This window comes from Caballeronia sp. LjRoot31, from assembly GCF_964253885.1.
Lineage (GTDB): Bacteria > Pseudomonadota > Gammaproteobacteria > Burkholderiales > Burkholderiaceae > Caballeronia.
The window spans coordinates 278,099-303,598 of record NZ_CAXURX020000003.1 but is presented as its reverse complement, the minus strand read 5'-3'; the positions used below and the strand labels follow the sequence as shown (position 1 = coordinate 303,598).

The window sequence follows — 25,500 nt, the reverse complement described above, 5'->3', positions numbered from 1 at the left end:
CTGAGTCAAAACATGAGCCAGACAATCTACGATATTCCCGTGAAATCCATCGACGGCGCGGCGCTTACGCTTGAGCCGTTCAAGGGCAAGGTCTTGTTGATCGTAAACGTAGCTTCCAAGTGCGGGCTCACGCCGCAATATGAAGCCCTGGAGAAACTCTATGAGGACAAGCAGGCCGAAGGCCTGGAAGTACTGGGCTTCCCGGCGAACAACTTCAAGGGTCAGGAACCAGGCAGTGACGCCGAGATCAAGGAATTTTGCAGCCTGACCTACGACGTGAAATTCCCGATGTTTTCGAAAGTATCAGTGGTCGGCGCCGACCAGCATCCGCTGTACAAGACGCTGACCAGCACGCAGCCGGACACGACCGGCGACGGCCCGTTTCGCGAGCGGCTCAAAGGCTACGGCATTGAGCCCAACCCGGCGCCTGATGTGTTGTGGAACTTCGAGAAATTCTTGATTGGCAAGGACGGCCATGTAGTGGGCCGTTTCTCTCCGGATGTCACGGCAGATGATCCGCGTCTGCTTGAGGCGATTCAAACCGCATTGTCGAACTAAGCCAAGCGGCGGTTCAGCCGCGCTATTGCGGCTGTGCGGTGAGATCGCCGGCAGGGCCGGCGATCTCACCGCACAGCGACTGACGTTCGAACGGATTGAGAGCACACGCAACAAGCAGGATCTGTAAGCGCGAATAGCGCTTAGCTTTGCTTCATCATGCCAAGCTCGCAGTCCACGAGTTGATTGCCATACAACGCGCGGTCCTGCATCGCTTGTGGCGTGCTTACATTATCACGCCAGCGCCCCCGCCATTGCGAGGAGCGCTCAACTCCGTTCAAGCCGTTGCCACTGCAACCGACCTGCCGACCGTCAGGTAATGGATCAGGGCGATGATCGGGAAAACGCTCGCCACCGTCGCGGTCAACGTCCATCCACCATGGTCATACAAGCTGCTGGCAAGCGCTGATCCAATCGCGCCGCCAATGAAGATGCTGGTCATATAAAGCGCATTCAGACGGTTCCGGCTGGCCGCATGCAACGCATAGATCTCGCGCTGGCCGAGCACCATGTTCATCTGCACGGCGAAGTCCAGCACAACGCCGGTCACAACCAGTCCGCCCACGCCCCACGCAGGATGAATCAGCGACGGCGTGAACGCGAGCGCGCCGACCACAAGGGCAATCAACGTAGCGCGGACCGAGTGCCCGGCGTCGGCAAGCCGTCCTGCCACGGGTGCGGACGTCGCGCCTATCGCGCCGACCAGCGCGAACACGGCGATCGCATTCTGCGACAGGCCGTAATGACGTGTCAGCTCGATCGGGACCGCAGTCCAGAAGAGGCTGAACGTGGCAAACATCAGCCCTTGATACAGCGCGCGATGACGCAGTATGGGTAACGTCACAACCAGTTCGCCAAGTGAATGGATCAACTGAAAATAGGTTGCCTGATGCGAAGGTTGGCGGCGCGGGATTGTCAAAGCCAGGACCGTCGTCACTATCGCCATCAACACCGCCGCCGAGCCGAATACGGCGCGCCAGCCGAAATGACCGGCCACCACGCTTGAGATCGGACGTGACAACAATATGCCGAGCAGAAGCCCGCTCATGATGTTGCCGACCACGCGGCCACGCGATTCGTCGGGCGCAAGATGCGCGGCCAGCGGGATCAGGATCTGCACCGCAACCGAACTGAAACCGACCAGCAACGAGACTGCCAGGAACGCGTTCGGCTGACGCGTGACGGCTGCCAGCGCGAGACTGAAGATCGAGACAATGGCTGTCGTGATCATCAGCTTGCGGTTCTCCAGCAGATCGCCGAGCGGCACCAGGAAGAACAGTCCGAATGCGTAGCCGATCTGCGTGAGGGAGACGATCAGGCTTGCCGCACCGCCCGACAAGTGGATGTCCGGTGCGATAAGCTCGGTGATCGGTTGCGCATAGTAGAGGTTGGCGACAATCGCGCCACAGCAGAACGCGAACAGCGCGATCATGCCCTGGGTTAGCTTGACTGTGCCGCCGTTCTGGTCGGCAGCAGGTGCGTTAGGCGTCATGTGATGGATCCTTCAGTGGCTGAAATTGGTACTGATGTTCGATGTTCATGCGGCGCTCCGTTCGAGCGCCGCCCGCAGCGCGCTGGCGAATACCGCCGGCGGTTGCGCACCGCTTATCGCTTCGCCCGCGATGAACACGGTCGGCACCGAACGAATGCCGTGCTGTTGCGTGAGCCGCTGCGCGTCGCCGACCTTTGCAAGACCTCGACCTTGCGTCAGGTAGTCCTCTGCCGCCTTAGCATCGAAGCCGGTTTTCGCTGCAATCTCAACCAACGTGCCGGGCAGGCCAATATCGCGTCCCTCCGAGAAGTACGCGACGAAAATCGACTGGTAGAGCGCTTCGGTCTTGTGCGCGTCGCCGGTACTCAACGCGTACTGCATCAACTGATGGGCGAGGCGTGTGCTCGGCGTTCTGCTGAGTTTGTCGTAGTTGAACTGCGCGCCGGCAGCCAGGCCCGTCGCCGCAACCTGCGCGTCCATGCCTTGCGAGCGCACCCAACTGCCGAACTTGGCCGTCCGGTATTCGCGCCGGTCCATTCCGTCGGGAGGCATCGCCGGGTTCAGTTCGAACGGCACATATTCGATTGAGACGGGCACCGGCAGGTTGGCGCTGCGAATTCCGGATGCAAGATTCAGGTGGCCGATCCAGCACCACGGACAAATGAAGTCGTAGTAGACAGAGATCTCGATGGCTTGCACGGTGGGCTCCTGAGGAAGATTACGCACAGGATATCGATTGCGATTCGTTAGTAGAATACGTTCGCAGAGCAATCTCGCGTTGCGTGCCACGCAACGCCAAGACAGCGGAGCCATCAAAGTGGACAAACTGGTTGCATTGACTACCTTGCTGGAAGTGGCCGAGGCCGGCGGCTTTTCCAAGGCCGCCCAGCGCCTGGGGGTGGCCACTTCGTCGGTGACGCGCCTGATGGACGCGCTCGAAGCATCGCTTGGGACAGCGTTGCTCACGCGCACCACGCGGCGCGTCAGCCTTACCGACGCCGGCACCGCGTACGTCGAGCAAATCAGCAAGGTGCTGGACGACCTCGCTGAAGCCGACGACAGCATCTTCGACAGCGGCGCGGCGCCCGTTGGCGCGCTGCGCATCTCCGTGCCTACGGCATATAGCCGCCTGTGCCTGGCGCCGCACCTTACTACCTTCCTGAGTGAGTATCCCCGTGTGGTTCTCGACGTGGTGGTCGCTGACCACTATGTAGACCTGGCCGCAGAACGTATCGATGTCGCGATTCGAATCGGCTTGCCCTCACGCGATGAAAACCTGGTCGTCAGGAAGCTGGCCGACAACAAGCGTTTTGTCGTGGCGAGCCATGAGTACCTGGAGCGGCACGGCATACCTGCTGAACCGCAGGCGCTGGCTAACCACGAATGCCTGCGCTTCTCGTATGGCGGACCCCATCGGGCTACAAGGCAGGTGTGGACGTTTCGGCACGGAGCCGAAGAAGAACGGGTCGAAGTGCGGGGAAACCTGATTGCCAATAACCCTGACGTGCTGTTCGAAGCTGTCCTCGCGGGCAGGGGCATTGCACTGCTGCCCGAGTGGCTGGTGGCAGGGGAGATCGGTGCCGGTCACCTGCTGCGCCTCTTTGAAAACACCGAGGTCAATCCGCATGCGGGCGATTCGGTGGTCTACGCCGCTTACCTGCCGAATCGCCGCCATTCGAGCAAGGTGCGCACCTTCGTACAGTTCCTCGCTGTACGCGTGCGAACAACCATGGTGGAATGATCGGCAGCAGGCGCTCTCCCGCTGCATGGGCCGCCCTGACTGCTGCACGCTCCTCGCAGTCGATGCTAGTGGCTTGTCGAGTTTTCGATGTCCGACACAATACAGTTACGGCCGCCCATCTTGGCGCTGTAAAGCAGCTTGTCGGCGCGTAGCAGAAGGGCGTCGAGCGTCTCACGCCCGGATTGCGAAGCCAGCGAGATCCCGAAGCTCAACGTGACTGTAAAGCGGACACCATCCAGTTCCAGCGCCGTGGACGCCAGACGCCGCCGCAGTTCGTTGGCCGCGCCAATGGCTTCGCCGGCATCATCGACCTTTGTCAGCACCGCGAACTCCTCGCCGCCGAGGCGTGCCACGATGTCCGGCTGATGCCATATCTCGCTGCATAGTCTTCCAATCGTCTGCAGCGCGAGATCACCGGCGGCGTGGCCCAGGGTGTCGTTGATCTCCTTGAAGCGGTCCGCGTCGAACGTGATCAGGACCTGCTTGGCTTGCGTTCCCGCGCGCTTGCTTAGCGTTGCGGTCGCCTTGCGTTCGAACGCGCGGCGGTTGAGCAAACGGGTCAGGAAGTCGGTGTCGGCAACGGTCTCGAGTTCGCGCAGCAGGATATTGCGCTCGTGCTCCAGCCGCATTTTTTCGATGCTGTTTTCCTTCAACACCAGGATCGCGTGAAACAGGTTGCGGATCTCAAACGGGTGTTCACCGTGAGGGATGGGCGTCTCGAGCTTTCCATCGGCGATCGCCATGATGATGTCCGCAGCTTCAATGAACGGCTGGACGAACCGCCGCCTGAAGTACACGGACGCAATCAGCAACAGGTAGAGAACGCCCGCAGTGCCCGTTGTGCTCGCAACCAGCAACATCAGCGAATCGTTACGATGTCCTTTGACTTCGTTTCCGGCCAGGTCCAGCACGTAGTCGCGAAACTGCGCGATGGGCTGCATGGTCGGCACATAATCAGCGGCCAGTTCGGCAGCCGTGAGATTGACTCCTTCCGGGCGCGTTGCCATTGCGCGGACGCGCGCAATGTAGCTCAGGCCAGTGTCGTAATAGACGCTGGTGAGTCGCTGATAGGTAGCGGCGCCGATCGGTGTATGTTCTACGCGCGCCGCTATCAGGCCGCGCAATTCATCTATACGTCCTTTAGCCCGTTCTTGCGCGAATAATTCAGTTTCACTCAAGGGCCGGTGAGCGGTCAGCGCCGCAGTGAAGGTCGACCCCAGAAGCCCCGCCTGTTCACGAAGTTGAGCGGACAACCGGGCGATCAATATGCAATTCAGTGCGTTGGGGTCGCCCCGCACAATGCCCGCCGCGCTGGCATTAGCCAGCGGCCCGAAATTGGGAATGACGGCGACCATCTGGTTGACCGCGCTTAGGACGGCATCATGGCCACGTTGTTCGATGGGCTGAGCGATGAGGCCGTCGACTTGCTTGCGGGCGGCAACAAGCTGCGCTTGCACTATATCTACGGACGCGCGTTCAATCTTGCAGCCGGGACACGCCTGACTTGTGATCAGTGAGCGCAACACTGCCAGGCGGTGGTCGCTTTCGGCACGCGCGTTGATTAAGGGAAGTCGCAGAGACGGCGCACTGCGCGCGTCTGCGCCGAGCGCGCCGTTAGTGGGGCCGCGTTCTGCCGATACGCTTTCCATGGCGAGCAACGCGGCGCGAAAGAGGTCTAACGATTGAGCCCCATTCTCCGCCAGTGAATAGGCGCGTAATTGATGCAGGAGCAAAGGCGTCGCAAGGCTCAAGACCAGCACGCACAGGGCGGCTGTTGTCAGCTTGAGTCGCTTGGCAAGCAAGATCCGGGTTGAGGGCATTTTTGTTAATTCGCAGCAGGTCGCTTGCCTGGCACATTCTTAAAACAGGGCGACTTATTGCAGCCGGTGATTCAACATACCGCAGCCCGCCGGAATCGTCTACTCGGACAAAACACGATCATTAGACTGTTTTCTTTCGGAAAAACCGGTGAATTATCTATCGGGAACCGCGGAGCTGTTGTCGGAGGAAATTTGATCGTAGATGCTTTCTCTTGGTTAACGGCACGTTAGCCCCTTTATTTAGCGGTGCGGGCATGGGTCATGTGCGGTCTTGCCAGATCGTCCCGCGGTCGTATCATTCATGCGGGCCGCCCAAAGTCCAGCTTCCGTCTGATTTAACAATTCCATGCGAGAGCACAGCATGCTGCTGTCACGCATTTCTTTTCCGTGTAGCCTGAGTCGCCGTTACCCAAGTCGCTATTACGTCATCGAAACTCGATATTCTTGTTTTCACCCAGCCCGCTCCTCGACAAAGGATTCGCATAAATGAGCTACATCCACTTCATCGGTGGCGAAAAAGGAGGCGTCGGCAAATCGCTCGTCGCCCGCGTATTAGCCCAGTATTTTGTTGATCGGAACATCCCGTTCACGGGTTTCGACACAGACAAATCGCACGGCGCGTTATTGCGCTTCTATGCGGATTTTGCTGCACCGGCCGTGCTTGATCGTCACGATAGCCTGGACCCCATCATTGAACATGCGCTTGAGGATCCTCAGCGGCGCATCCTGGTCGATCTTGCCGCGCAGACGCAGCAGTCTCTCGGGAAATGGCTTGACGACGCGGACGTTATTGATCTCGCGCAAGAGCATGGCCTGACGCTGACCTGGTGGCACGTGATGGACGCCGGGCGCGATTCGGTCGACCTGCTGCGACAGTGGCTCGATCAGTTCGGCGGACGGATCAAGCTGGTCATCGTGCTGAATGAGGTTCGTGGGGACCGGTTCGAGATTCTCGAAGCGTCAGGGGAACTCGCCCGGGCCAAAGCGCTGGGTGCCAGTGTGATCAGCCTGCGGCGCCTGCCCGATACCACCATGCAGAAAATCGATCAGCATGGCGTTAGTTTTTGGGCGGCCGTTAATCATCCGGATCGAGCGGCTTCCGGGCTCGGTTTGCTGGAGCGGCAGCGCGTCAAGGTGTGGTTGAATCGCGCTTACGCGGAAATGGGTAGTCTGGCGTTGTAGTGGAGGAGATCGGCCGGGAACGGAAGCAGCCCGGCCGCCAAACAATAGATAGTTATACGAACTAAACGGGACGAAAACCAGCGCGGAGAATCCTGTTGAACTATCCGCGCCGATGCCCGCAAGAAACCACACCGTTCACGCTTTCTTCCGGTCGATGCCGGAAGAAAGCGATCAACGGCTATACACCAATCAGCCCTTCAACGCTTCAGCCTGAGCTGCCGCCAGTACAGCGTTGAGCGTCTTGCTCGGACGCATGACCGACTCCAGCTTTTCAAAGTCAGGCTTGTAGTAGCCGCCAATGTCCGCCGCTTGACCCTGGACCGCCGACAACTCACTCACGATGGTCTTCTCGTCCGCCGTCAGTTGCTTCGCCAACGGCGCGAACTGAGCCGCCAGGCCAGCATCTTCCGTCTGGGCTGCCAGTTCCTGCGCCCAGTACATCGCGAGATAGAACTGGCTGCCGCGGTTGTCCAGTTGTCCAGTCTTGGGCGACGGGTTCTTGTTGTTCTCCAGCAGTTGCCCCGTGGCGGCATCGAGTGTCTTGGCCAGGACCTTGGCCTGTGCATTGCCGGTCTTCAGCCCCAAGTCTTCCAGCGATACCGCCAGCGCCAGGAATTCACCCAGCGAATCCCAGCGCAAATGGTTTTCTTCCACCAGTTGCTTGACGTGCTTCGGCGCCGAACCGCCTGCGCCGGTTTCATACATGCCGCCACCCGCCATCAACGGGACAATGGAAAGCATCTTGGCGCTGGTGCCTAGTTCCATGATCGGGAACAGGTCGGTCAGGTAGTCACGCAGGATGTTGCCCGTGACCGAGATCGTGTCCAGCCCGCGAATGACGCGCTCCAGCGTGTAACGCATCGCGCGCACTTGCGACATGATCTGGATGTCCAGGCCGCTGGTGTCGTGATCCTTCAAGTAGGTCTCGACCTTCTTGATCACTTCGGCTTCGTGCGGACGGTACGGGTCCAGCCAGAAAATGGCCGGCATGCCGGAGTTGCGGGCACGCGTGACCGCCAGCTTCACCCAGTCGCGGATCGGCGCGTCCTTGGCCTGGCACATGCGCCAGATGTCGCCTTCTTCCACGTTTTGCGTCAGCAGCACTTCACCCGTGGCGATGTCGACAATGCGCGCCTCGCCCGCTTCCGGTATTTCGAAGGTCTTGTCGTGCGAGCCATATTCCTCGGCCTGCTGAGCCATCAGCCCGACGTTGGGCACCGTGCCCATGGTGACCGGGTCGAAGTTGCCGTTGGTCTTGCAGAAGTTGATGATTTCCTGATAGATCCGCGCAAACGTGCTCTCAGGGATCACGGCCTTCGTGTCCTTCGGACGACCGTCGGCGCCCCACATCTTGCCGCCAATACGGATCATGGCCGGCATCGATGCATCCACGATGATGTCGTTGGGCGCATGCAGGTTCGAGATGCCCTTGGCGGAATCCACCATCGCCAGTTCAGGACGATGCTCATGGCACGCATGCATGTCGCGGATGATTTCTTCGTGCTTGGAAGCCGGCAGGCTTTCCAGCTTGTCGTACAGGTTGACGAGGCCGTTGTTGACGTTCACGCCCAGCTCGTCGAACAGCTTGCCGTGTTTCTCAAAGGCTTCCTTGTAGAAGATCTTCACGGCATGACCGAAGACGATGGGGTGCGAGACCTTCATCATCGTGGCCTTCACGTGCAGCGAGAACATCACGCCGGTCTTGCGCGCGTCTTCCATCTGTTCTTCGTAGAAGTCGCACAGCGCCTTCTTGCTCATGAACATGCTGTCGATGATCTCGCCGTCCAGCAACGACACCTTCGGCTTGAGCACAATGGTCTTGCCGCTTTGCGTAACCAGTTCCATCTTCACGTCGCGAGCCTTCGCAACAGTCATGGACTTTTCGCCATGATAGAAGTCGCCATGCTTCATGTGCGCCACGTGGGTGCGCGAAGCCATGCTCCACTCGCCCATGCTATGCGGGTTCTTGCGGGCGTAGTTCTTGACGGCTGCGGGCGCGCGGCGGTCCGAGTTGCCTTCGCGAAGCACCGGGTTCACGGCGCTGCCCAGGCACTTGGAATAACGCAGGCGGATCGCCTTCTCGGCGTCGGTCTTCGGTTCCTCAGGGAAATCCGGGACCTTGTAGCCCTTGCCCTGCAGTTCCTTGATCGCGCTGATCAACTGGTGCTGGGATGCGCTGATGTTGGGCAGCTTGATGATGTTGGTGTCAGGCAGCAGCGTCAGGCGGCCGAGTTCGGCCAGGTTGTCCGGCACCCGTTGCTCTTCGGTCAGGAATTCTGGGAATTCGCCCAGGATACGGCCAGCGACCGAGATGTCGCTGGTGGTGACACGGATTCCGGCCGGCGCGGTGAACGTGCGGATGATCGGCAGGAAGGCGCTCGTCGCCAGCAGCGGGGCCTCGTCGGTGAGGGTGTAGATGATCGTAGGTTGCTCGGTACTCATCGCTAGTCTCAAGAAAAATGGGTTGGGGGCGCCGCCGGCTGCGTCAACGACCGGGGTTAACCATCGAATTTTGCCTGATTTTGCTTTCAAGAGGGCTGAACCGACCCTGCGTTTCGCATTGCAACCCGCAAATTGAGGGTTTTTAATGCTGTCGCGAAGGGTTGTAGAGCGTTCCGGGTCACCCCGCTGACGCGCTTAAGCGTCTAAATTTAAAGACTAAATTGCTAAGCCGATTGCTTGAGCCGCCGTTTGCGGCCGCCTTGGAACGCTAATGACGGCACGCGCAAAAAAATCAGCGAAAAGCTTGGGGCCTGCCATGGCGCCGGGTCCGCAAGACCGGAAAATGCCCGGCGCCGGCGCGATCAGGACAATTGGTTTGTCCGCTTCAGCGCGGCGCTTTTAACCGCTTTTAACTTATCCGGGCCAAGGTAATGGCCCGTTCGGGACACGCGGTCACGCATAGGCCGCATGCCCGGCATGCATCGGCGTTCGGTGTGTAAGCGACCTTCATGCCGTGCACACGCAGCTTGAATTTCTGCAATGGCGCGAGGCGCTGATAGTCGGCGGCATCGATCCGGCGGATGTCGAAGACGTTCTCGGGACACACGACCGCGCAATCGGCCTTGCCCTCGCATCGGTTGAAGTTCACAACAGGCACGATCACGCCCGGCGCCTGTTTGCATGCGGATGCCGGCGTATTGCTCATACCGTATCCCCTTGCGGCTCTTGCGGCTCTTGCGGCTTGCCGCGCCCGCAGCGCATGCCCTTCTGAAACTTCTCGCGCTCCTCCGGTGTCATCTGTTCCCACTTGCGCCAGTGCTGGCGTCCACGCCAGCCGCCATGTCCCCGGAATCCGCCGAACAGGATCCGGCTCAGGATCAACAGCCCCAGCGCATGGGCAAAATCGATTGCGCGAGCCCCGACGAACAGCGCCGGGACAACCCAGTTCCATAGGGTCATCACCATCCATCCCAGCACCGCAATGCCCACGATCACCAGCAATGCCTTGCTTAGGAATCTCAGTCTGAAACTCATCTGCCTTCTCCTTTAAATATCCAGTTCGTCGTAGACGGCTTGCAAGCGGGCGCGCAGATGCAGCACCGCATAACGCTTGCGCGCCAGCAGCGTGTTAAGAGCCACGCCAGTTTCCAAAGCCAGTTCCTTGAAGCTGCGGCCCTCGATCTCGTGGGCGATGAAAATGTCGCGCTGGTTTTCCGGCAATTCGTCGAGCGCGTGTTGCAGGGCCGCCAGGAGCACCGATCGGGCGTAGGCAGCTTCGGGGCCGGCATCGTGTGCGGGGAGCGTCAGATCAAGCCGGTATTCGTCGTCGACGGCATCGGCGTTATCGCTGGCCGCGTTGGCCGCGCTGGCCCCGGCTGTCTCGCTCAGAGGCTGCTCTTTCTTCTTGCGAAAGCGGTCGATGATGCGGTTGCGCGCCACGCGAAACAGCCATGCGCTGACTTGTTCAATCGGTTCGGGAAGCCGGTACGCCTGAACGAACTCGTGAAGCACGTCTTGCAGGATGTCTTCGGCATCGCCTGGATCACGCACGCGACGCCGGATGAAGTTTCCGAGCTTCGTACGCTCACGCAAGACAGTCGCGGTAATGTCGCTGTCTCTATCGATCATCGGGTTCGTGGGCGGCGGCTGTTCCATACAGGTGAAGACGTTTCACGATCGGGAATATTGTGGCCGGCACGAAAAAATCTGGCGTGAGGGTCGATGGACGCATAGGCATGAGCGCCTGCGACCCGAAACGACAGGAGACCACGATTTTGTCCGAGGCGGTGAAACTGATGTTCGGCGGGGGCCAGGGAAGGACGGCAGAAGTATGCGCGAGTGCCGGTTTACCGGCTGGTATTTCCGAATTTACTCGAAGCCGGAACAGGGCGATGTGGACGGTGGCAGGCGAGATGAATCGCCGTGCCGGGGCCAATGGAAACGAGGCCGGCACCGGCCGCTCAGCGCCCGCCCGATGCGGCGCTGACGCGATCCATGCAGATGAACGCGCTAGGCGGCGTAGTCGCCGTCAGTGCCGACGGAGAGCGGGCGCCAGCGGTTGAGTTCGGCTTGCATGCCAGCGAGTTTCGCATCCGCGGCGTTCACCGCAATCGAGCCGGCGATAAAACGCATCGGCGGTTCGGCCTCGTTTGCCAGCTCGATCAGTGCTTGTGCGAGCTTCACAGGATCGCCCGGTTGATGGCCGTTGCGTTGTTCGAAGGACGAGCGCAGTCGATCGCGCCGGTCATCGTAGTCGGCCACCACGGTTTCCCCGAAGCGAAGCGATTCGCTGGTGAGGAAGTCGGTACGGAAAGGACCGGGTTCCACAATTGTCACGAAGAGACCGAACGGTGCAATTTCCTTCGCCAACGACTCGGAGAAACCTTCGAGCGCAAACTTGCTGGCGCAGTAAAGCGAGCCCAGTTCCGCACCAAGGATGCCGGCAAGCGATGAAATGTTGAAGATGTGTCCGTGGCGAGCGGAGCGCATGACAGGCAGCGCGGCCCACGTCACGTTGAAAACACCGAACAGGTTAGTGGCGAACTGAGCCTGCGCGTCCTCGATCGTGTTCTCTTCGAAGAATCCCAGGTGGCCGTATCCCGCGTTGTTCACCAGAACGTCTATCCCGCCGAATCGCGACACAGCGTCCTTGATGGCGGCGTGCGCCTGGGCTGCGTCGGTGACGTCCAGCGCGACACTAAGCAACTGGTCGTTGTCCGGCCCCAGGCTCTTGGCGATATCTTCGCGCTTGCGTCCCGTGGCGACGACCTGATCGCCTGCCTGGATCGCGGCCTTGGCGATAAGCGCGCCAAGGCCGCGGCTTGCGCCCGTGATAAACCATGTTTTCTGCATCATCGGCTCCTTTGCTGATTGAGCCTTCATGGAACCATGATGCGATGCCCGCACGATAGACCGATCCTCGCGCGTTCTTGCCTGAACGTGCAAAACATGAGGCGAAGGTTTGTCAGGTCTTTTGCGGAAGAGATAGTTGAGCACTACAAGCGCTTGCTCTTCGCAAGCGTTACTGGCTTATTCGTCGAGCTCGCTTGTGCAACCAATTAGCCTGGAAGGATTAGCGAGGAAGTCTTCAATGGTGCCCTCGTCCTCGAACAGCATCTTGAGAACGCATGCTTCGTCATCGGTCAGCCCTGCTTCGATCAATTCCCCGTCGCGCCCGATGGTGTCGCAGTCTTCGAGGGTCAACTCCGCTATGACGGCAGAGGAGAGTTTGACGGGCCATTTTTCACTGAACGCGACGGTGACTATTTTTCGCGCTTCATCGTAGGCTCTGATCTCGACGCTGATGTAGGACATGGTGTCGATCTCTCCAGTAAACGTACCCAGGATGGCTCGCGCTGCAACCGCCACGAAACGCGACGGAACCAAGTTTAGCAACACACACCTGTTTATGTGCAATGTCTTTAACGGAGTTTGAGCGCGAATTGCTCGCGAGTGAATGTGCTTTTTAAATGCCACTTTTAATCGAGCGCACGCTTTGGCTTTTGTCCAGGGAAGACCGCAAGAAGTCGCTTGATTGCAGTTTCCTTGAGGCCCTTCAAGTTGGAACGCTTGATGCATAGCAAAGTAGCCAGCCCTTTTCATTCGACAGTTTTGCTGCCTAACCGGAGCGTGCCCATGTCATCTGAAACGTTCGAACTTGCCACTCGCTTTTCGCATATCCGGCCACAAGACACCCCTTATGAGGATCAAGGGTTGCGCGATTTTTTTCTTTATCGTGATTTAGGGATCGCAGACGCGACCGGCGGCAAGGTGATTGCGCAGCTCGTGAAAGCTAACAATGCACCAGAGCAAGGCACAGGTTGGCACCGTCATGAGGCTGAATTCCACATTGTGATCATGCTCAAGGGCTGGGCGCGCTTCATGTACGGCGACAAGGAGACGCTCGTTGCAATCGGCGACTGCGTTCATCAGGCGCCGGGAATCGTGCATTACCTCTTCGATTACTCCGAGGACATGGAGTATCTGGAGATAGTTGGCCCTGCCAACTTCACCACCATCGACGCAAAGGGTCCATGTGACGTTCCCGCTTTCACGCCATGGACGAGCCAGCAACCCGCATGAAACGCGGCTGAGGTGGCGCCCTCAACAAACCTTATCAAGGCCCTTCGGACTGCACATTCACATCCATGCGCGGTGCGACGGGGCGTGCTAGCGGCGCCAATGATTGCAACGGCTGGGCGCGCGCATTGATGACAACCGGGTTTGGCTCGTTGTCGTGGATCATTGCGCGCACGCGCGGATAGATATGGCGTTCCCACCGCTTGCCGTTGAACACGCCATAGTGGCCGACACCCGTTTGCACGTGGTGGGTCTTCATGTACGGGCGCAATTTGCTGCATAGTTCCTGCGCGGCAAGTGTTTGGCCGACCGCGCAGATATCGTCGCGCTCGCCTTCAACGGTGAGCAGCGCGGTTCGCCGGATCAATGACGGATCGACCTTGCGTCCGCGTACTTCGAGTTCCTGGAGCGGCAATGCGTGCCGTTGAAAGATGGTGTCGACGGTCTCGAGATAAAACTCGGCCGTCAAATCCATGGTCGCGAAGTATTCTTCATAGAATACGCGGATGGCCTCGGCCTTCGCAGGGTCGCCCTTGGCGCGCTGATACACCATGTCTTCGAACGCATCGAAATGACGCGCCGGATTCATCGACATGAACGCCATCAGTTGTGTTTGGCCCGGATAAACACGCCGGCCTGCGCCCGCGAAACCCCACGGCACGGCACTGATCAGGTTCCGTTCGAACCATTCGATCGGCTTGCTCTTGGCCAGCACGTTCACCGAAGTCGGATTGATACGCGTGTCGATAGGACCGGCCATCAGCGTCATGCTGGCGGGTTGCAGAGGATGATCGTCTGCGGCCATCAGGGACACTGCAGCGAGGGCGGCAACGGTCGGCTGGCAGACAGCCAGCAAGTGGGTGTTGGGTCCCAGCGCGACGATAAAGTCGATCACATGCTGGACGTATTCATCAAAGCCGAAGCGGCCCTGCGCCAGCGAGACGTCGCGAGGGTTGATCCAGTCGGTGATGTAGACGTCGTGGTCGGGCAGCAGGGTGCGTACCGTGCCCCGCAGGAGCGTGGCGAAGTGGCCGGACATGGGCGCGATCACCAGGACGCGCGGCTGTTTAGGTCCGCCTTCCTTCGCAAAATGCAGCAACGAACAGAACGGCGTGGTGAGCATAATCTCCTCGACCACGGGCAAGCTTTTGCCGTCCATCTGCACTGAGTCGATAGCGAATGGACGCCGGCTATGCGTAAGTGCTGATAGCGCCAGCAGTTCGCATGTGGCTCGCATTGACCGGCCTTGAGGCGTCTCGGCGAGAAACGGCCACGCGTCGAGCGCGTGATTCATCAGTGCTGCGCCGTGGCGTACCGGCAGCGTGAGATCTGCCATGGCCTGATAGCCGGAGTATGCGAATGGGTTCATCGCCTTTCGCTTGAGCGCGTATTGTCGAGTCGTGAAAAAGCACGCAATACATATGCCAACCGAATGCCAACCTGAAGCGTCAACATGAGGGCGGTTGAAAGTGGCACATCCCTTGCAGTATTCCTGAACACGCACTGAATATGCTGTCTTTTGGTGCGTGTGTGCACTGCGCCGCGCATCTGCCGTGCGTGTTTCGTTTGAACCGCCGAGGAGCTTCAAATGACGAATGCTACGCTTACGATCAGCAGCAAGAACTATTCGTCGTGGTCGTTACGAGGCTGGTTGCTCACCAAGTTCAGCGGGCTGCCGTTCGACGAGTTCGTGATGCCCATGGACGACCCCGGCGCGCGCGCCGAACTGCTGCTGCTGTCGCCGTCCATTCTCGTTCCCTGCCTGGTTCACGACGGCACCAAGGTCTGGGACACGCTTGCAATTGCGGAGTATTTGAACGAAGTGCGGCCGAAAGCAGGGCTGTTGCCTGCTGACCGGCGCTTGCGCGCGCACTGCCGTTCAATTTGCGGTGAAATGCATTCGGGCTTCGCTTCCTTGCGCTCGGCATTGCCGATGAACATAAAAGCGCACTTCCCGAACTTCACGATCTGGGCACGCGCGCAGACGGATATCGAGCGAATTACGGCAATCTGGCTCGACTGTCTCAAGCAATACGACGGCCCTTATCTGTTCGGGACGCTTAGCGCTGCCGATGCAATGTTCGCCCCGGTCGTCACCCGCTTTGTGACTTACGACGTCAAGCTCGAACCGGAAATTGTCGCGTATGCACAGCGTATTCTCGCACTGCCCGAGATGCAGCAGTGGATAGCGGATGCACAGCAGGAGGTCGAGGAGATCGACGAACTCGATGCCGAGTTTTAAGGTCGAGTATTGACACTCGCTTAGCTTGCCAGCTTCCTGAAGGTTTCCAGCACGGCGTCGCCTTTGAACGGCTTGACGATCCAGCCCTTGACGCCGGCGGCCTTGCCGCGCTCTTTCATGGCCGGGCTGCTTTCCGTCGTCAGCATGATGATATTGACCGTGGTGTTCACGAGCTCGCCCCGGATTTTTTCGACCATGGTCAGGCCGTCCATGTTGGGCATGTTGACGTCACTGATCACCAGCTTGATCCCGGGATTCGACTTCATTTTGGAGAGGCCATCTTTTCCATCGATAGCAGTCTCCACGTCCAGCCCGTTCTTTCGCAAGAAACCGGCGACCTCGTCGCGCACCGTGCTGGAGTCATCGACAACAAGAATTTTCGACATGATTTTCCCTAAGAAATCAGAACAGATCCAGTTCGCCTGCTTCAACCACCGCGCCGATGTCTTTCGTGACTTCACTGAAGTCCTCGGGCGACCAGCTCAGGTTGAAGATGAAGCGTTGATGAAGTCTTACCGTGTGGCCCGACAGTTCGTCGGTCAGGTGATACATGAAACACAACTGAGGGTTCGCGGTGCCGAACGAGATGTACTTTTGCTTGTGATTGACCAGCAGCGGTACTTGCACCTGACTGCGTGCGAGCGCGTCGGCGTCGCCCATGTAGCGGTTTTTGAATGAACCCCAGATCAGGTTGGTGATCTCGCCCAGCAGGCTGTTGAGGTCGCGGAAGTCAGCGGGACCGTCACACATCCCGTGCCGGTCGATCAGCTCGAGAATGGGTTGCTCTTCGGCCTGCATCATCATGTAACCGCGGCACCAGGTGCTCTCGAGCGGAATCAGGCTGAATACTTCGCCGAAGATAATACGGTCCCGCACGATGCAGGGCGTGTCCCAGGTAATGCTGACGTTCTTGAACAGGCTGCTCAGTATCGACTCCGTGATCTCCAATATGCCGCGTACCAACGCGTTCGGATAATCCAGGCTGAAGATATATTCGTCGATGACCTTGCGCAACGGCGCCATGTCTTCGGCCAGGTAGGCGGCGCACAAGACCCGGCGCAGGCCGTCCGGCAGACCGTCGAACGTGGGGTTCGAGTCGCGGCGGATGATGATCGGCAGTTCGGGACGCACGGTGTTGATCTTGATTGCGATCTCGGTGCTCTCTTCCAGGGAGCCGCCGTAGCTTTCGGAAAAGAGGATGGCGCCCAGGTCTATGTTTGATCGCAGTACGGACAGCAAGCGATTCTTGCGGACCTTCAGGCCGACCAGATTGTGTTCGTCGCAGAAGCGCTTGATCGCATTGGCATGCGCAGGGGAGTCATCGAGGACCAGCACTTTACTGACCGGCTTGTTCTCGTTCATATCGCTTGTCATCATGGTATTAACGCCAAATTAGAACAACTCGAGCTCGCCGCTGGTTTCTTCAACGGCAGTCATGTCGGCCACGAAGTCGATGGGCGCATGGGCGCACACGCAGACCGTTGCGGCCAGTTTGACTGAACCATTGATCGTGATCGCGTATGACGAGAGATAGTCCGGCCTCAAGCCTTCAAGGTAGGGCAGGCAGCGGGCGCTAAGCACATACGGTGTCGACATACCAAGATCCTGGAAATACGGGAGCAGGTCCTGATTCACGGCGCCGCAGCAAAGATTGCAGATTTCAAGAAGCATGTCCTCAAGTGAAACGTCTCCGGTTTCCTTTGCGAAGTAGTCGCGCGTGTTGGCGTCGTCATCGAAATGAAAAACCAGCAGAAGCCGGAACAGAATGGAGGAGATGGTCAGGATGATCACGTTAGCTTCGGAGCGCGCGCGGTCATAGGCTTGGGCCAGCGGGACGATCTCGCACGCATCGTCCGGCTGTTGCGGCAGTCTCGAGCGCACGGCTTTAAGCAGGATGCCTTCAATACTGGCTTGTGCATTGTTACTGATCATTTCGACGCCTAGTGGAGCCTTGCTTGAAATTGATCGGCAAGCACCTCAACGCTGCTAAGCGATGCAGTGATCATCTTCCCGCCCGCCTGGATGTCCTGGAACGTGGCGGTTGTGGTCAGGTCATTGCGATGCAGACTGTCCCGGTAGCTCCGCGAGAGTTCTTCCGAGCGTGCCGCGAGTGCCCGCACTTCTCCCGCGACCACCGCAAATCCGCGGCCGGCGTTTCCTGCACGCGCGGCCTCTATGGACGCGTTCAGCGAGACGATGACTACATGCTTGACGATGGACGACAGCTCGTGATTCTTCGCGTGCATGTCCTGGTTCTGCGTCATCAGCGAGATCATCTGCTCGTGCCACCGTTCGAACGTTGCCGCGAGGCTCTTGAGCCGCGATGCTTCGCCGGCAATCCGTCTGGCCTGATCGAGTAAATTCTCTTTGTCTTCAACCGCCGCTGCCAGTGCCGCGCGATCCTCGCCGGCAAGCTTCAACTGCCTGGCAAGGTCATCGTGCAATTGAGCGATGGAAGATTCCAGTTGCTCGATCTTTTGCTGCCCCTGATCGATCAGGGCGCTTTGCTCTGCGTTGGTTTGCATCAGTGTTTTGATGCGGTTGTTCGTTTCCGATTGAAGCCGGGCCAACGCTTGTGCGCTATGCAACTTGTGTAAAAGCAGGGTCAGCATGGCCGTCGCCACGGCCGCTGCCAATGCTGCCAACAGATACTGTTCAATCACAATCAATCCTTCCGGGTTTCAATCAATGCGGTGCTGCTTATGTTCTTGGTGAGTACTAGGCTGAAACTTCGTCGGCCTCGCGTTGCGGCCGTGCACCGGTACTTTCCACGGCGACGTCTTCCGGCAAACAAACAACCGTTTCGAACTGCCGGAATTCCGCACCTTGACGATCATCGGTAAAACGCAGTCTGATGCTGCCGTTCTCACGCTTGAGGAAGTCGCTCACGGCGTCCATGCCCACGCCACGGCCCGACACGTCCGTGACCTGCTCTGCAGTCGAGAAGCCCGGGCGGAAGATGAGATCGGCGATCTCCTCGTCACTGGTCTTTTCGTCCGTGCCGATCCAACCCCGCTCAACTGCAATATTGCGAATCCGCCCTAAAGCGAGGCCGCGGCCGTCGTCTTTCAGCGTAATGCGAACCGCATCTTCTTCGAGGGCCACGTTGATATCAATGGTGCCGCCCGACGTCTTTCCTTGGGCCGTACGCACCTCGGGTGTCTCGATGCCGTGGTCCATCGAATTTCGCAGCAGGTGCATGAACACGTTTTTCAACGCACCGCTGGCGTGACTGCGCAGGCGGGTGTTGTTGTCACTAATGCGTACTAGAGGCGCGTCCTTGCCGAGTTCCCTTGCGAGCGAGGGGAGCGAGTCGAGCACGCCGGAGAGGGCCTGGCCGATGCTTTCGGTCCCGAGCAGGCGCAAGGTCTGATGCACCGCGTCGCGCATCTCGATCAGGTCGCCGGGGTTCCCTACGTTCATGGCTTCCAGTTGACGCAGGCTTTCCTGGATATGCTCGATATCGATCGTCAGGTACCGTTCCGCGTTCCCGCCTTGGCCCGGTCCCTTGCGTCCCAGGCTGACCTCGTTGATCTCGGCGTAGCTCTCGACCACTTCACGCACGCGAGCGAGTTCCTGTACCAGGCCTTCCTGATCCCAGGTCCGTTGCGGGTCGGGCTTGCGCAGGTCGTCGTAGCTTTGCTCGGTCTCGTGAACGATGTCGGTCAGGTACTGGAGGCTGTAGGTGCGCGCGTTGCCCTTGATCGTGTGCATGTTGCGGAACAGCTCGGCAATGGCCGCACCGTTCGCTTGGCGATGCTCGCGAATGATCCGTTCGTTCTCGCTGATAAAGCGGGTTGAACTCTCGATGAAGTGGTGGAACTTTTCCTGGTTGATCGCGAGGATTTCACCGATCATTTCCAGCCTGCGTTTTTGCTCGCTGGTTTCGGCAGCGAGTGCGCGTAGCTCGGTAACATCGCGCACGCAGAGCATGAGGCGAACGATGGTATCGGTTTCGTCGGTGATGGCGGACCAGCTCAAGTCGAGTATTTTTACGCGACCATCGGGCATGCGCTTCGCGGTTTCGCGGACCAGCAGGTGCTGATTGAATTCGAAGTTGATGCTGTCTTCGCCCAGGCATGCGTGGCTGGCCGCGTCCACTTGCGAGAACGCGTCGGCGCCAAGATCGGTATTGGAGAACACCAGGTCCATGAGACTGCGGCCGGCAATGTCGCGGGTCTCGAAGATCGCTTCAAGATGCGCCGAGTATTCGGCATGGACAACGGCACCCGATACGACCGTCAGGATGCCTTGCTGCATGTTTTGCAGCATGGCCTGGATGTCCGCGGTCTTTTGTTTGAGCAAGGCCGAGTTTTCCTGGATCTTCTCGATCATCCCGTTGAACGCGACGATAGAGTGGCCGATCTCGTCCATCCGTCCCACCGGCACGCGGCGCGTGAAGTCCTGGCTGGAAGCAATCTCGCTCATCATCGCCTGCATGCGGCTTAGCGGTCGCGTGATCTGGCGGTAGAGCAGGGAACCGATCAGGCTCAGGAGCACGATAGCAATACCTGTGACAATGGCGATGGCGGTCGTGGTTGTTGCGAGCGTGTGGTTCAGCGCTGTGATTGCCTCGTCCTTCTCGCGGTTCTTCTCTATACGAAGCGTCTCGACAATCCCTTCAAGTTCGTCACGATACTGGGCCACGTTAGCGAACAAATACGCTTGCGCGAGTTCGTTCTTGCCTGCGGCTTTCATCTTTGCGGTGTCGGTGATGGCCGAGAAATAGTTCTCGAGGCTGTCGTTGGCTTGGCTTACCAGCCCGACTTGCGCGTGGCTGTGTGCATTGCGTGCCTGGAAGGCGAGTGCTTGCTGCAGGGAGGCCTTCTTCGCTTTCAGTGCGTCTTGCGCTTGGGCGAGCACGTTACCGTCGGGCGAATACACGAGGGTCATGGTGGCGAGTTGCACGTCCTTGACCTGGGAAACCAGGTCGGCGGAAGCCAGCGCGCTGGGCACCACGCCTTCCGTGACTTGCCTGACCTCCGATGCGCTGCGCCGCGTCTGGTAGACGGCGTAACCGCCTATCGCCGATAAAGCGACGAACATCAGGATGACCAATAACGTGATGCGATGACGGATAGTCATTTGAGAACTCCCCGGGCTAAACTGGTGTATCGAGCCCTGACTAAGAACAGGTCGGTGTTGCGAAATTGGCGATTCTTTAAGAGACTCGAATAGTGTTGATTTAATGTTACTAATACGTGACCGGTGAAGAGAAATAACGTGGTACGTATGGGTGGGCCTTGCTGGGATTGGGAGGTGGGTTATTCTTCTTTGAGCAATATAATTAATACGAAAATAGCCCTAAAGTTTTCTTAAATATTGCCGTTAATTGTTCGCTCGCGCCGGTGGACGGGGCGGGTGGTTTTATGGTTGGCGGGGGCTATGCTGGGGTGTTTGGTTCTGGGTTAGCGGTCGGGGTCAATGCCGGGGTGGTGCTTTCAGTGTTAGTGGTCTGCGAGAGTTGGATTTTCTCTTTATCACTGTTAGCCACTGTGCGTGGCGGCACGTCATTTCTTTGTCCAAAGCGACAAAGAAACGAAGCAAAGAAAACGCTTTTAAACCACGCTACCCTAAGTGTCCACAGCGTGCAGTTTTCATTCATGGGTGCCCCAAAAGCACGGTGCTCGCCAGAGCGGAGGATGTGTGAACCCCTCCTTCTCCGAACACGGATACCCACACGCTTCGCCACCAGTGATTGAACCTGCCCAAGGGGCACCCCGCGCTATCCGCGGACGACCTCCCTTCAATGTGTACGCGCCTCGACCATGTCGCCAACCCTGCTGGAAACGAGGTCGCGAAGATGCGTAAGGCCGTACCCACGAAATAACTGTGCGGACTACGCGGTCAACCCACCAAGAAGTGAAGCAGTAAATACGCGCGAGGCCGTGACCTATGGACATAACCGTCAGACCACGTAGCTAACACGCGAAGACCGCAACTGCCGGAACGCGTGATACCGTACGGATTCCTTGACAATAGTGCTTGCCCGAGAGCACTGGTGGCGAAGCGTGTTCGTGTCAGGATTCGCGAGAAGGAGGGGTTCAAACATCCTCCGCTCTGGCGAGCACCGTGCTTTTGGGGCACCTATGAATAGAAACTGCACGCTGTGGACACTTAGGGTAGCGGGTTTTAAAAGCGTTTTCTTTGCTTCGTTTCTTTGTCGCTTTGGACAAAGAAATGACGTGCCGCCACGCACAGTGGCTAACAGTGATAAAGAGAAAATCCGACTTAGGCAGACCACTAACCCTGAAAGCACCAACCCGGCATAGACCCCGACCACTAACCCAAGAACCGACCACCCCAACCACTAACCCTGAACCAAACACCCCAGCATAGCCCCCGCCAACCAAAAAACCTCCCGCCCCCGTCCACTAAGAACCGAGCAATACCGCCGAATAAAGGCCCCGCGCCGATAAACGCCGCCACAAACCAAACCCGCGGACCGCCTATACGCACGATCCTGCTCCTTATTGTCTTGCGGGTTTTGTGACGAGTCTTACGGCAAGATTTTCACCGGCTAACAAGCGCCACGTCCAGGCAGCGATTGCAGTTAAACGATTCATACAGCCGAAGCGTTGACGCCAAGCAACGTGACCTGAATTCTTTCAACGCGATTGCCTGGCCGGAAGATACGCCGCACGCTCCACATGCCGTGCGGACAACATGACGCTTAGACGCAACGCAGCGAAGTCAGCGTAGTCTTGACTGCTTCGTCCCACGGCGTGTGCGGTTCCTCACCCAGCGTAGCCAGCAGCGAGGCATTCTCCATGCGGATGGGTTCCTTCCACAAATAGCGCATCTCCCGCATCTCACGGAATAGCTCGGAGAAGGGCGACATGAGTGGAAGCACCCACCAGGGGAACGCACGTACCTTGATGCTGGGCTGGTCGACCGAGCGTTTGATTGCACCGGTCATTTGCGTGCCGTCGGCGTCCCAGTGGCCCCGCATGTGAAACGTCGCGAAGGCGGATAGCTGGCGTTCCTGCTCGATCAGTCGCACCATGGTTTGCGCGACGTCGGGTACATAAGCCCACTGATGTCCGATACCGGCCTTGCCCGGATAAAACATGGCGCGAACGGGTTTTCCCGGTTTGACGAGGCCGCCTGAAAACCAGCTATTACCATTACTGCCGGGACCAAAAAAATCGCCTGCCCGGACGATAAGGCTGCGTACACCCTCCGAGCTTGCCGCTTGCAGGCGACGCTCCAACTCGACGCGGATCGCACCCTTATGCGTGAGCGGTTCTTGAGACGACGATTCGTGTAAAACGGGGAATGCGTTCGGGCCGTAGTTATAAACCGTGCCGGGCAACACGATCCTTGCGCCCGAGGCGCGCGCCGCGGCAATGGTGTTGTCGATCATGGGCAGCACCAGCCGCGCCCAGTTGCGATATCCCGGTGGATTGACCGCGTGAAGAATAAGCTGAACGCCGTCCGCGGCTTTGACAACGTCCTGACGATTCATTGCGTCTCCCTTGATCCATTCGAATCGATCGTCGCGATCGGTCAGCGAAGCGGGGTTGCGATGCAACGCGCGCACCTTCCAGCCACGCGCCGCGAGTTGCCGCGCTACTTCACCACCGATGCTGCCGGTAGCCCCCAGAACCAATGCCGTACGAGTGTCAGTCATCTTTGCCTCCTGAAGTAATGGTGATTATTCTTGCGCAGGCGGCGGTTAAATGAAATTATCGATACCAATAGAGCTGATATACATTTTTGTATGACTGACACTGAACCTGGCTGGGACCTCTACCGGACTTTCCTTGGCGTGTTGCGCGAGGGTTCGCTCTCGGGGGCGGCGCGTGCGCTAGGACTGACGCAGCCTACGGTAGGGCGCCATGTGGATGCACTCGAACTGGCCATGGGTTATGCGCTATTTATCCGTACGCAACAGGGTCTTAGCCCTACGCAGGAAGCGCTGGCACTGAAGCCGTTTGCCGAAGCGCTGGAATCGAATAGTGCGGCGCTGTTGCGGGCTGCGTCGAGTCAGGGCATGGGGGTGCGCGGCACCCTCCGTATTACTGCAAGCGACGTCATTAGCGTGGAGGTGCTGCCGCCTATCATCACTGCGCTGCACGCCGCTTACCCTGAACTGGTCATCGAACTGATGCCGTCCAACCGGATGGAAGACCTGTTGCAGCGCGAAGCGGACATAGCCGTGCGGATGCAGAGGCCAAGCCAGGGCGTGTTGATTGCGCGCCGGATAGGAAATGTCGAGCTTGGCCTTCATGCGCACAAGCGTTACCTGGAACGACGCGGCAAGCCGGCGAATATCGACGAACTGGCTAACCATGCGCTCATAGGCTTCGACAAGGAAACCGCCTTTATTCGTAGCATGAAGACCCAGTTACCCGAATTACGCCGGGAGCTGATGGCGTTACGCACTGACAGTGACCTGGCTTCACTTGCGATGTTGCGGGCGGGTTTTGGTATTGGAATGTGTCAGGTGGGGCTTGCTCGCCGCGACCCCGATCTGATTCGTCTTTTCCCCGAGAAGATATCGCTTCGACTGGATACCTGGCTTGCCATGCATGAAGACCTACGCGACAACCCTAGTTGTAAGGTCGCGTTTGCAGCCCTGGCTGAAGGACTGGATCGATACGTTCAGGGGGCATAGGAGAACGTCACACTCCCTAAGCCGCGAACGTTCCCTAAAACCGTCAGCCGATAGTTTCCAACTCACGCTCTGCTGGCTTGGCGTCGACAGGATGCGGCGCCGCGCGATATCCACTCGCTGGCACGCCCAGCGTATTCGAGCGAATGGTGGACTGACCTAACAACCAGCCGCAATAAGACCAGAACATCAGCATGGTCGATTGCCACATGAAGTCATCGGTCAGGTTCTTGGCGAGCATACCTAGAATCAGCGCAATGCCTGCTCGATACAACTGAGGATAAATCAGGCGTACCTTGAAAAACTGATAAGCGAGGCAACCCAAAGCTGCAAGCTGGAGCACCAGTCCAACAATCCCGACCTGAAGCAGCGTATTGAGAAAGAGGTTGTGCGCATGCGTGCGCACATTACCGTCCAGCTTGAACAGGTCGTCGGGAATAAGGCTTCCGTAAGCCAGCGAGGGTAAGGGTTTGCCAAAGCCAATGCCTATCCAGGGGTGCTTCGCGACCTGGCTTCCATAGAACGCCCAGATTCTTGGCCGCGCATCCGAACTCATTGCCCGGTTCATGCCACTGACAACACGCAGCCGCTCGATCAACGTTGCAGGCCTAAGCTCTGGTGCGCTTTCTATAGCCGTAAGTTGCATATCAGGGGCGCGAGCAACGACACGCAGCATGCCCGGCGTTGCGCCGGACACGTGCACGGCGGGAGCGGCCACGCTGCTGACGGCCGGCCCCATTAGCCGGAGCTTGTTGCTGAACCCTACAGCTACCAGCGTCACTACAAGCAACGCGCCCAGCGCGGTCCACGCCCGTACACGCTCGCGTGACGAACGGGGCCATAACAACACCACGGCAACCACCGCTAGCGCAATCCAGAAGAAGCGGTTCAACGTAGCGCCGCCAATCACCACGCAAAATAGCACGCCCGTCAGGCCGCGTATTTTCGTTTCGGTCTTGGCGGCCATTGTCGCAAAGAGGGGAATGGCCATTAGCGCCAGCGTGCTGGAATGCCCGACCCGCGCGTAGAAATGCATCAGCCCCGGCTTGGGTGCGCCCGGGTCAAGATAGTGGAAGTAGACGACGCTCATCACTGCCAGGATCAGGCATGTGGTCCACGCCACGTTTTGTAATCGGCGCTGCTGCTTGAGCGGTGATTGTCCAACGAGCCAGAAGGCGTAGAACGCCGCTAGCGGATAAGCCACTTCGTCAAGCCATGCATGCAAGGTCGCGCCTGCGTCGACTGACCATGTTGCGGACATCAAGGTCCAAAGCGACCAGACGCCAAGCGCTATTAGCAAGGAAGATGCAGGGAATGCTCCCTCGCGGG

At 58.6% G+C, this 25,500-nt stretch carries 23 protein-coding genes; 6 read left to right on the top strand and 17 right to left on the bottom strand.

Annotated elements, in window-relative coordinates:
* Nucleotides 1-12 precede the first annotated feature (12 nt).
* Complete coding sequence (locus ACSQ8V_RS30135) at nucleotides 13-558, top strand: glutathione peroxidase (RefSeq protein WP_213764846.1); 546 nt, start codon at nucleotides 13-15, stop codon at nucleotides 556-558.
* A 274-nt stretch (nucleotides 559-832) separates the two neighbouring features.
* On the opposite strand, the gene ACSQ8V_RS30130 is transcribed toward ACSQ8V_RS30135, so the two are convergent.
* Both ACSQ8V_RS30130 and ACSQ8V_RS30125 read right to left on the bottom strand, forming a co-directional pair.
* Entirely contained in the window at nucleotides 833-2,047 is a 1,215-nt protein-coding gene (locus ACSQ8V_RS30130) for an MFS transporter (RefSeq protein WP_436185410.1), read from the bottom strand.
* Between the two features lie 45 nt (nucleotides 2,048-2,092).
* Entirely contained in the window at nucleotides 2,093-2,746 is a 654-nt protein-coding gene (locus ACSQ8V_RS30125) for a DsbA family oxidoreductase (protein WP_436208215.1), read from the bottom strand.
* A 118-nt stretch (nucleotides 2,747-2,864) separates the two neighbouring features.
* On the opposite strand from ACSQ8V_RS30125, the gene ACSQ8V_RS30120 reads away from it, so the two are divergent.
* Complete coding sequence (locus ACSQ8V_RS30120) at nucleotides 2,865-3,788, top strand: LysR family transcriptional regulator (protein WP_213764849.1); 924 nt, start codon at nucleotides 2,865-2,867, stop codon at nucleotides 3,786-3,788.
* Nucleotides 3,789-3,853: 65 nt separating this feature from the next.
* Here ACSQ8V_RS30120 and ACSQ8V_RS30115 read toward each other — a convergent pair whose 3' ends face one another.
* On the bottom strand, nucleotides 3,854-5,608 hold the full coding sequence (locus ACSQ8V_RS30115) for a diguanylate cyclase (protein WP_436208214.1): 1,755 nt from the start codon (nucleotides 5,606-5,608) through the stop codon (nucleotides 3,854-3,856).
* Nucleotides 5,609-6,094: 486 nt separating this feature from the next.
* On the opposite strand from ACSQ8V_RS30115, the gene ACSQ8V_RS30110 reads away from it, so the two are divergent.
* On the top strand, nucleotides 6,095-6,790 hold the full coding sequence (locus ACSQ8V_RS30110; RefSeq protein ID WP_213764851.1) for a mobilization protein: 696 nt from the start codon (nucleotides 6,095-6,097) through the stop codon (nucleotides 6,788-6,790).
* A 189-nt stretch (nucleotides 6,791-6,979) separates the two neighbouring features.
* Here the strand turns inward: ACSQ8V_RS30110 and ACSQ8V_RS30105 are convergent, their stop codons facing one another.
* From ACSQ8V_RS30105 to ACSQ8V_RS30080, 6 genes are all read right to left on the bottom strand, one after another.
* The gene (locus ACSQ8V_RS30105) at nucleotides 6,980-9,232 is read right to left on the bottom strand and encodes an NADP-dependent isocitrate dehydrogenase (RefSeq protein WP_436208213.1); all 2,253 of its coding nucleotides are present in this window, start codon (nucleotides 9,230-9,232) and stop codon (nucleotides 6,980-6,982) included.
* Nucleotides 9,233-9,641: 409 nt separating this feature from the next.
* Nucleotides 9,642-9,938: a 4Fe-4S dicluster domain-containing protein gene (locus ACSQ8V_RS30100; protein WP_436208212.1), complete on the bottom strand. Its 297-nt coding sequence runs from the start codon at nucleotides 9,936-9,938 to the stop codon at nucleotides 9,642-9,644.
* Nucleotides 9,935-10,267 carry a hypothetical protein gene (locus ACSQ8V_RS30095; protein ID WP_436208211.1) on the bottom strand — a complete coding sequence of 111 codons (333 nt, stop codon included), beginning with the start codon at nucleotides 10,265-10,267 and terminating at the stop codon, nucleotides 9,935-9,937. Before ACSQ8V_RS30095 ends, ACSQ8V_RS30100 begins: the two co-directional genes overlap by 4 nt.
* A gap of 12 nt (nucleotides 10,268-10,279) precedes the next feature.
* Nucleotides 10,280-10,888 carry an RNA polymerase sigma factor gene (locus ACSQ8V_RS30090; protein ID WP_436208210.1) on the bottom strand — a complete coding sequence of 203 codons (609 nt, stop codon included), beginning with the start codon at nucleotides 10,886-10,888 and terminating at the stop codon, nucleotides 10,280-10,282.
* A gap of 354 nt (nucleotides 10,889-11,242) precedes the next feature.
* Nucleotides 11,243-12,088, bottom strand: coding sequence for an oxidoreductase (locus tag ACSQ8V_RS30085; RefSeq protein WP_436208209.1), 846 nt, complete (start codon nucleotides 12,086-12,088; stop codon nucleotides 11,243-11,245).
* Nucleotides 12,089-12,262: 174 nt separating this feature from the next.
* Nucleotides 12,263-12,547 carry a hypothetical protein gene (locus tag ACSQ8V_RS30080; RefSeq protein WP_213764856.1) on the bottom strand — a complete coding sequence of 95 codons (285 nt, stop codon included), beginning with the start codon at nucleotides 12,545-12,547 and terminating at the stop codon, nucleotides 12,263-12,265.
* Nucleotides 12,548-12,868: 321 nt separating this feature from the next.
* Here ACSQ8V_RS30080 and ACSQ8V_RS30075 point away from each other — a divergent pair, with 321 nt between their 5' ends.
* Nucleotides 12,869-13,315: a cupin domain-containing protein gene (locus tag ACSQ8V_RS30075; RefSeq protein WP_436208208.1), complete on the top strand. Its 447-nt coding sequence runs from the start codon at nucleotides 12,869-12,871 to the stop codon at nucleotides 13,313-13,315.
* A gap of 34 nt (nucleotides 13,316-13,349) precedes the next feature.
* On the opposite strand, the gene ACSQ8V_RS30070 is transcribed toward ACSQ8V_RS30075, so the two are convergent.
* Nucleotides 13,350-14,681 (bottom strand): polyhydroxyalkanoate depolymerase, encoded by a 1,332-nt coding sequence (locus ACSQ8V_RS30070; protein ID WP_436208207.1) that lies wholly within the window; start codon nucleotides 14,679-14,681, stop codon nucleotides 13,350-13,352.
* A 219-nt stretch (nucleotides 14,682-14,900) separates the two neighbouring features.
* Between ACSQ8V_RS30070 and ACSQ8V_RS30065 the strand changes: the two genes are divergently transcribed.
* The gene (locus tag ACSQ8V_RS30065) at nucleotides 14,901-15,554 is read left to right on the top strand and encodes a glutathione S-transferase family protein (protein ID WP_213764859.1); all 654 of its coding nucleotides are present in this window, start codon (nucleotides 14,901-14,903) and stop codon (nucleotides 15,552-15,554) included.
* Between the two features lie 20 nt (nucleotides 15,555-15,574).
* Here the strand turns inward: ACSQ8V_RS30065 and ACSQ8V_RS30060 are convergent, their stop codons facing one another.
* The 6 genes from ACSQ8V_RS30060 to ACSQ8V_RS30035 all read right to left on the bottom strand — a co-directional run bounded on the left by ACSQ8V_RS30060 (nucleotide 15,575) and on the right by ACSQ8V_RS30035 (nucleotide 23,187).
* Nucleotides 15,575-15,940, bottom strand: a complete 366-nt coding sequence (locus tag ACSQ8V_RS30060; protein ID WP_213764860.1) for a response regulator — start codon at nucleotides 15,938-15,940, stop codon at nucleotides 15,575-15,577.
* Nucleotides 15,941-15,956: 16 nt separating this feature from the next.
* The gene (locus ACSQ8V_RS30055) at nucleotides 15,957-16,916 is read right to left on the bottom strand and encodes a chemotaxis protein CheX (RefSeq protein WP_436209215.1); all 960 of its coding nucleotides are present in this window, start codon (nucleotides 16,914-16,916) and stop codon (nucleotides 15,957-15,959) included.
* Nucleotides 16,917-16,946: 30 nt separating this feature from the next.
* Entirely contained in the window at nucleotides 16,947-17,486 is a 540-nt protein-coding gene (locus tag ACSQ8V_RS30050; protein ID WP_436208206.1) for a hypothetical protein, read from the bottom strand.
* Between the two features lie 8 nt (nucleotides 17,487-17,494).
* Complete coding sequence (locus ACSQ8V_RS30045) at nucleotides 17,495-18,217, bottom strand: methyl-accepting chemotaxis protein (RefSeq protein ID WP_436208205.1); 723 nt, start codon at nucleotides 18,215-18,217, stop codon at nucleotides 17,495-17,497.
* Nucleotides 18,218-18,272: 55 nt separating this feature from the next.
* Nucleotides 18,273-20,639, bottom strand: coding sequence for an ATP-binding protein (locus tag ACSQ8V_RS30040; RefSeq protein WP_436208204.1), 2,367 nt, complete (start codon nucleotides 20,637-20,639; stop codon nucleotides 18,273-18,275).
* A gap of 1,588 nt (nucleotides 20,640-22,227) precedes the next feature.
* Nucleotides 22,228-23,187 carry an SDR family oxidoreductase gene (locus tag ACSQ8V_RS30035; protein WP_436208203.1) on the bottom strand — a complete coding sequence of 320 codons (960 nt, stop codon included), beginning with the start codon at nucleotides 23,185-23,187 and terminating at the stop codon, nucleotides 22,228-22,230.
* A 90-nt stretch (nucleotides 23,188-23,277) separates the two neighbouring features.
* Between ACSQ8V_RS30035 and ACSQ8V_RS30030 the strand changes: the two genes are divergently transcribed.
* Nucleotides 23,278-24,174 (top strand): LysR family transcriptional regulator, encoded by an 897-nt coding sequence (locus ACSQ8V_RS30030; protein WP_436208202.1) that lies wholly within the window; start codon nucleotides 23,278-23,280, stop codon nucleotides 24,172-24,174.
* 43 nt (nucleotides 24,175-24,217) lie between these two features.
* Here the strand turns inward: ACSQ8V_RS30030 and ACSQ8V_RS30025 are convergent, their stop codons facing one another.
* A complete protein-coding gene (locus ACSQ8V_RS30025; RefSeq protein WP_436208201.1) occupies nucleotides 24,218-25,432 on the bottom strand; it encodes an O-antigen ligase family protein in 1,215 nt (404 codons plus the stop codon).
* Nucleotides 25,433-25,500: the final 68 nt, after the last annotated feature.